Origin of the sequence: Streptomyces sp. ICN903 (assembly GCF_022015835.1) — a bacterium.
GTDB lineage: Bacteria > Actinomycetota > Actinomycetes > Streptomycetales > Streptomycetaceae > Streptomyces > Streptomyces fenghuangensis.
Genome location: NZ_JAKMAY010000040.1, coordinates 21,468 through 27,711 on the forward strand (window position 1 = coordinate 21,468; position 6,244 = coordinate 27,711).

Consider the following 6,244-nt stretch of genomic DNA (forward strand, 5'->3'; position numbering starts at 1 on the left):
AAATCCGCAGTGCGGTCGTCCGTCCGCGCCCGTCCACGGGCGTGCTCGGGGGACGACAGAGCCACGGTGGCGAGCGCGAGCGGCGACCGTATCCGTTCACAGGGGGCACACCATGACCGACCCGACACCCGCCACCGTGCTCGTCAACGCGCTTCAGCGAGCCCGCACTTACGAGCTGCGTGCCCCGAACATCCCGGAGACCGTGAAGGTCGCGCGTGACATGGTGGCCGGACTGCTCGACGCCAGCGGCCACTCGGCGCTGGCGGAGACGGCCCGGCTACTGGTCTCCGAGGTCGTCTCGAACGTCCACCTCCACACGAAGGTGCCGCTGCTCACCCTGGAGGCGACGGTCGGAAGAGACCGGATCAGGGTGTCCGTCCAGGACGACGACACCACGGGCGCCCCCTCGTCCCCCGGAGCCGGCGTACCGCCCGAGGCCGAGCACGGCCGCGGCCTCCTCCTGGTCCGGGAACTCGCCGCCGCCTGGGGAACGGTGTGGCACAGCGGGCTGCAACCCTCCGGCAAGAGCGTGTGGTTCGAACTGCGCGGCACACGCGCCGGCCGGACGACGTGATGGGCACCGTGCTCCTCGGCCTGCTGGCCTTCACCGCCGGTGTCGCCGTCACCGGCGTCGTCCTCTCCCGCGCGCTGATGCCGCAGCCGCCCGCCAAGCCCTGCGAAGCCTGCCTCGGCGGCCCCCGTGGTCACCGCGCGGACGGCCGCTGACCACGGAGACAGTCGGGCGGGCCTACCGCTACGCCCGGCCGGCCGCGATCTGCCGGGACATGATCGTCGTCAGCTCGTAGGCGGTGTGGGAGGCGGCCACCGAGGTGATCTCGGCGTGGTCGTAGGCGGGGGCGACCTCGACCACGTCGGCCGAGACCAGGTTGCAGGAGGCGAGCCCGCGCAGGATCTCCAGCAGTTCGCGGGAGGTCATGCCGCCCGCCTCCGGGGTGCCGGTGCCGGGGGCGTGGGCCGGGTCGAGGCAGTCGATGTCGATGGAGACGTACAGCGGGCGGTCGCCGATGCGCTGCCGGAGCTGGTCGGCGACCTCGTCCACGCCGCGCCGCATCACGTCGGCGGAGGTGACGATGCCGAAGCCCATCTTGGCGTCGTCGGTGAGGTCCTTCTTGCCGTACAGCGGGCCGCGGGTGCCGACGTGGGAGAGGGCGGAGGTGTCGAGGATGCCCTCCTCCACCGCGCGCCGGAAGGGCGTGCCGTGGGTGTACTCGGCGCCGAAGTAGGTGTCCCAGGTGTCCAGGTGGGCGTCGAAGTGGAGCAGGGCGACGGGGCCGTGCCTGCGGGCCACCGCGCGCAGCAGGGGCAGGGCGATGGTGTGGTCGCCGCCGAGCGTCATCAGCCGGGCGCCGGTGTCCAGCAGTTCGCCGGCCGCCTGCTCCACCGTCTCGACCGCCTCGTGGATGTCGAAGGGGTTGGCGGCGATGTCGCCCGCGTCGGCGACCTGGGCGAGCGCGAAGGGCGAGGCGTCCTGGGCCGGGTTGTAGGGGCGCAGCAGGCGGGAGGCCTCGCGGACGGCGTTGGAGCCGAAGCGGGCGCCGGGCCGGTAGGAGACGCCCGAGTCGAAGGGCACCCCGACGACGGCGACGTCGGCGCGGCCCACCTCGTCCAGGCGGGGCAGGCGGGCGAAGGTCGCCGGGCCCGCGAAGCGCGGGATACGGGAGGAGTCGACGGGTCCGCGGGGCTGCTGCTGATCGCTGCTCATGCGGCCGAGGGTAGGCAGGGGCCCGCCCCGGCGGACATGTACGGATCCGACAGCCGACCGCTCTCTTTTGGACGGCTCGTACAGGGGGCGGCGCGTGCGGCGGGGCGCCGTGCGGATGCGGCGGATGCACGGCGGGGCGCCACGGGCCCACGCGGATCGCCCGGCGGGCCCCCTCGGGAGACAATGCACCCATGCCGATAACCGCCGCCCCCTCCCGCTCCGCGCTGATCGACCACCTCGTCCGCACCCGTATCGCCGGGGACGTCGCCACTCCGCGCGAGAACAACCTGGACCACTACCGCCGGCTCGCCAACGGCGACCGGCACTACTGGCTGGGCCTGGAACTGGGCGACCGCTGGGGTGACGAGCAGGACGTGCTGGCGGTGATGGCCGAGCGCTGCGGGGTCGTCGACGACCCCGGGCACCGCCAGGGCCAGGACACCATCGACCCGGAGCTGACGGTGGCCGCCCTGGACCGGGCGGCGGTCGAGCTGCGCAAGGCCGCGGAGGCCGGCCACCGGGTGCTGTTCGCCACCGGCCATCCGGGTGCGCTGATCGATCTGCACAGCAAGGTGGCGAACGCGCTGCGGCTGGCCGGGTGCGAGATCGTACGGGTGCCGCTGGGGCTGATCGCGGATCAGGGCGTGGTGGTGCAGCTCGCGGACATCGCGATGCACGAGCGCGGGGCGACGCTGTGGCACACCCACTCCCCCGAGCCGATGACCGCGATCCTCGACGCCCTCCGGCGCGAGGGCGAGCCGCTGCCCGACCTGGTCTTCGCCGACCACGGCTGGGCGGGCTGCGCGGCGCAGCACGGCATCACCACGGTCGGCTTCGCCGACTGCAACGACCCGGCGCTCTTCCTCGGCGAGGCGGAGGGCACCCTCGCGGTCACCGTCCCCCTGGACGACCATGTGATCAATCCGCGCTACTACGAGCCGATGACCGCCTACCTGCTGGAGGCGGCGGGGCTGACGCCCGCGTAGCGCAGCGGCGGGCGGCGCCGGATTCCGGCCAGGAGCCCGCGCGGCCGGGCGAGGAGCCGCCCCGCTCCTCCCCGGCCACCGTTCTCCCACACGGTCCGGAGCATCACCGGAACAGGCAGCACCACAGCCGGCTGCGAACACTTCCGCGCCCTCCGTCGCCCTTCCCGGTCGATCGAGCGATCAGTGACATCTCACGGTCCACTCACCAGGAAAGGACGGTTTCGACGTGCAGGTAACGGAATCCTTTTTCTTCAGACTGGCGGCGACGCTCGCCGTTCCGCTCGGGATCACCGCCCTGCTATTCATTCCTCAGCAGGTCCGCGAATCCCGGCTCAGACGGAGAGGGGTGACCGTGGACGCCGTCTGCCTGGAGCGCGTCCGCCGGGGAGGGGGCAGTGTGACGCGGGTCAACTGCACCTACCGGACGCCGGACGGGAGGGAGTACGAGGCTCTCGTGAACCCACCTTCACCCGTGCCGAGACCTGGCGGGAGCTTCACGGTCGTCTACGACCCGGTCAATCCCCGGAAGGTGGACAGTTCTCACTACCTCGGGTCCGTCGACTCGCGGGTCGGCCACATCATCCAGTCCGTTTTCGGCGTCCTGGTGGCGGCACTGCTGGTAATGCTCGCCGCCTCATGACCGGCACCCCGGTCATGAGGCGGCCCTTCCGCGGCGGGACGGTTGCTCTCCTCCGCGAGGAGACCCCGGGTTCACCACGGAAGGCCACTCCGAAGCCCTCCTGCCCGTTGGTAGGTTCGGAGGGTGCTCTTTCTACTGGGGTCGATGTCCGCCGCTCTGTCCGTGTACTTCCTGCAGGGTGGAATCCGGCGCCTGGTGTTCATCGTCCGGGAGCGGCACGGAGTGCGGCACGGTGAGACGACCGTCGGCGTCTGCACCGGCTACCAGTGGACGGTCAACGGCGGCGTGTTCGGTGTGGTGCGGTACGAGGACACCGAAGGACGCAGCCGCGAAGCGTTCACCGCTCCCGCTTCCCGCCTCCCGCTGAAGGTGGGGGAGACCGCGCTCGTCGCCTACAGTCCCGGGAACCCGGCGCACCGGGGAGTGGTCAACGGCGAGTCCAGGCCGGTCATCGTGGACGTGTTCGACGTGCTCAGGTTCTTCGTGGGCACCGGGCTCGCGGCCTTCTTCTCGCTCGTCTTCTTCTGGACGTTCGCCTCCTAGCCGCAGAAACACCGCACCGGCCCGGGCACCGCCCTCAGCCGCGCGGAACCCGCACCACGCCCTCCTGCATCACCGTGATCGCCAGCCGCCCGTCGGCGGTGAAGATCCGGCCGTGGCCGAGTCCGCGGCCGGCCTGGGAGGTGGGGCTGGACTGGTCGTACAGCAGCCACTCGTCCACCCGGAAGGGGCGGTGGAACCACATCGCGTGGTCCAGGCTCGCGCCCACCACGTCCCCGACCGTCCAGCCGCCGCGGCCGTGGGCGAGCAGGACGGGCTCCAGCAGGCTCATGTCGGAGATGTAGGCGGCCAGGCAGAGGTGGAGCATCGGCCGGTCGAGGTCGCCGTCGAGCTTGCCGGCCGTACGGAACCACACCTGGGAGCGCGGCTCGCGCGGCTGTCCGGCCGTCGCGTACGGCGGCTGGGTGACGTAGCGCAGGTCGACCGCCGCCCGCGCCTCGGCGAGGCGGTCGGCGACGCCGGGGTCGCTGAACAGATGGGCGTGGCGCGGCAGCAGGTCGGTGGAGTTCGGCAGCGTCTCCGGGTCCGGGGCGGCCGGCATCGGCTCCTGGTGCTCCAGCCCGTCCTCGTACGTCTGGAAGGAGGCCGACAGGTGGAAGATCGGCTGCCCGTGCTGGACGGCGACGACCCGGCGGGTGGTGAAGGACCGCCCGTCGCGGATGCGGTCGGCCGTGTAGACGATCGGCGCGGCCGGGTCGCCGGGGCGCAGGAAGTAGGCGTGCAGCGAGTGCGCGAGCCGGTCGTCGGGGACGGTGCGGAAGGCCGCGACGAGCGCCTGCGCGGCCACCTGCCCGCCGAAGACCCGGGGGACGACCGCCGGGCGGCTCTGGCCGCGGAAGATGTCGCGGTCGATCCGCTCCAGGTCGAGCAGGCCGACCAGGTCCAGCAGGGCGGACGGGGGCGCCTGGCCGGTGCCCCCGTCCGTGCCGTTGTCGCTCATGGAAGGGGTGTTTCCTCTACTCGGTTCCGTACCCGGCCGTCTCGCGCCGGGCCGCTCACAGGCCCATCGACTTGGCGACGATGGACCGCATGACCTCGCTGGTGCCCCCGTAGATGCGGGTGACGCGGGTGTCGGCGTACAGGCGCGAGATCGGGTACTCCCGCATGTAGCCGTAACCACCGTGCAGCTGGAGGCACTTGTCGATGACCTTGGCGGCGGTCTCGGTGGTGAACAGTTTGACGGAGGCGGCGTCGGCGGGGGTCAGCTCCCCGGCGTCCAGGGCGTCCAGCGCACGGTCCACGACCGCCTGCATGGCGTCCACGTCCGCCTGGCAGTCGGCGAGCACGAACTTGGTGTTCTGGAAGGAAGCCACGGGCTTGCCGAAGACCGTGCGGTCCCTGACGTACTCCTGGGCGAAGCGGACGGCGGCGGCGGACTGCGCGTAGGCGCCGACCGCGATGCCGAGGCGCTCCTGCGGGAGGTTGTGGGTGAGGTAGGAGAACGCCTTGCCCTCCTCGCCGAGCAGGTCCTCGACGGGGACCTTGACATCGGTGAAGGACAGCTCGGCGGTGTCGGAGGACTTCAGGCCCAGCTTGTCGAGGTTGCGGCCGACGGCGTAGCCCTCGCTTTTGGTGTCCACCACCAGGATGGAGATGCCCCCGCGGCGGTCCTCGGGGGTCGGCGGGGCGGTGCGGCAGCAGACCAGGACGCGGTCGGCCTGGACTCCGCCGGTGATGAAGGTCTTGGCGCCGTTGAGTATGTAGTGCGTGCCGTCCTCGGAGAGCTTCGCGGTGGTCTTCATGCCGGCCAGGTCCGAGCCGGCGCCGGGCTCGGTCATGGCGATGGCGGTCATCATCTCGCCGGTGACGAAGGGCGGCAGCCAGCGCCGCTTCTGCTCCTCGTTGGCGTACTTCAGCAGGTAGGGCAGGCACAGCGCGGTGTGGACGCCGGAGCCGCCGAAGCTGACGCCGGCACGGGCTGTCTCCTCGGAGATGACGGCGCTGTACTTGAAGCTGGTCTCGCCCGCGCCGCCGTACTCCTCGGGCACCTCGATGCCGAAGACGCCCAGCTCACCGAGCTTGAGGTAGAGCTCGCGGGGGACGTGGCCCTGCTTCTCCCACTGCTCGTAGTGGGGCACGACCTCGGCGGCGATGAAGTCGCGGATGGTCTCGCGGAACGCCTCGTGGTCCTCGTTGAACACCGTGCGACGCACGTCATCGCCTCCTGGGGCCGGAAAACTAGCCGGAAAAACTAAGCGCTTGCTCAGACGCAAGTTACCGAAGGGGCGAATCCGCTGTCCAGGGGTGTTCCGGCGGTTGTCCGCCGCTGTGGGCGGTGTCATACGCGCGGGAGGGGAAGCGGGCGGTCACCCGGGGCGGGTACGGCAGGGACAG

General features: G+C 71.6%; 8 protein-coding genes. 5 read left to right on the top strand and 3 right to left on the bottom strand.

Annotated elements, in window-relative coordinates; genetic code table 11:
- The first annotated feature begins 112 nt into the window (after positions 1-112).
- Positions 113-574: an ATP-binding protein gene (locus tag L7D48_RS06650; protein ID WP_237877966.1), complete on the top strand. Its 462-nt coding sequence runs from the start codon at positions 113-115 to the stop codon at positions 572-574.
- Positions 574-726: a hypothetical protein gene (locus L7D48_RS06655; protein WP_237877967.1), complete on the top strand. Its 153-nt coding sequence runs from the start codon at positions 574-576 to the stop codon at positions 724-726. The genes L7D48_RS06650 and L7D48_RS06655 overlap by 1 nt, the downstream gene beginning before the upstream one ends.
- A gap of 28 nt (positions 727-754) precedes the next feature.
- Here the strand turns inward: L7D48_RS06655 and speB are convergent, their stop codons facing one another.
- Positions 755-1,723, bottom strand: coding sequence for an agmatinase (gene speB, locus L7D48_RS06660; protein ID WP_237877969.1), 969 nt, complete (start codon positions 1,721-1,723; stop codon positions 755-757).
- Between the two features lie 191 nt (positions 1,724-1,914).
- On the opposite strand from speB, the gene L7D48_RS06665 reads away from it, so the two are divergent.
- The 3 genes from L7D48_RS06665 to L7D48_RS06675 all read left to right on the top strand — a co-directional run bounded on the left by L7D48_RS06665 (position 1,915) and on the right by L7D48_RS06675 (position 3,892).
- Positions 1,915-2,709: a phosphatase gene (locus L7D48_RS06665; RefSeq protein ID WP_237877971.1), complete on the top strand. Its 795-nt coding sequence runs from the start codon at positions 1,915-1,917 to the stop codon at positions 2,707-2,709.
- Between the two features lie 226 nt (positions 2,710-2,935).
- Entirely contained in the window at positions 2,936-3,349 is a 414-nt protein-coding gene (locus tag L7D48_RS06670; RefSeq protein ID WP_237877972.1) for a DUF3592 domain-containing protein, read from the top strand.
- A gap of 144 nt (positions 3,350-3,493) precedes the next feature.
- The gene (locus L7D48_RS06675; protein WP_237877974.1) at positions 3,494-3,892 is read left to right on the top strand and encodes a DUF3592 domain-containing protein; all 399 of its coding nucleotides are present in this window, start codon (positions 3,494-3,496) and stop codon (positions 3,890-3,892) included.
- A 34-nt stretch (positions 3,893-3,926) separates the two neighbouring features.
- Here L7D48_RS06675 and L7D48_RS06680 read toward each other — a convergent pair whose 3' ends face one another.
- Positions 3,927-4,850 carry an acyl-CoA thioesterase II gene (locus L7D48_RS06680; RefSeq protein WP_256462518.1) on the bottom strand — a complete coding sequence of 308 codons (924 nt, stop codon included), beginning with the start codon at positions 4,848-4,850 and terminating at the stop codon, positions 3,927-3,929.
- Between the two features lie 55 nt (positions 4,851-4,905).
- Positions 4,906-6,063: an acyl-CoA dehydrogenase family protein gene (locus L7D48_RS06685; protein WP_237877975.1), complete on the bottom strand. Its 1,158-nt coding sequence runs from the start codon at positions 6,061-6,063 to the stop codon at positions 4,906-4,908.
- Between the last annotated feature and the right edge of the window lie 181 nt (positions 6,064-6,244).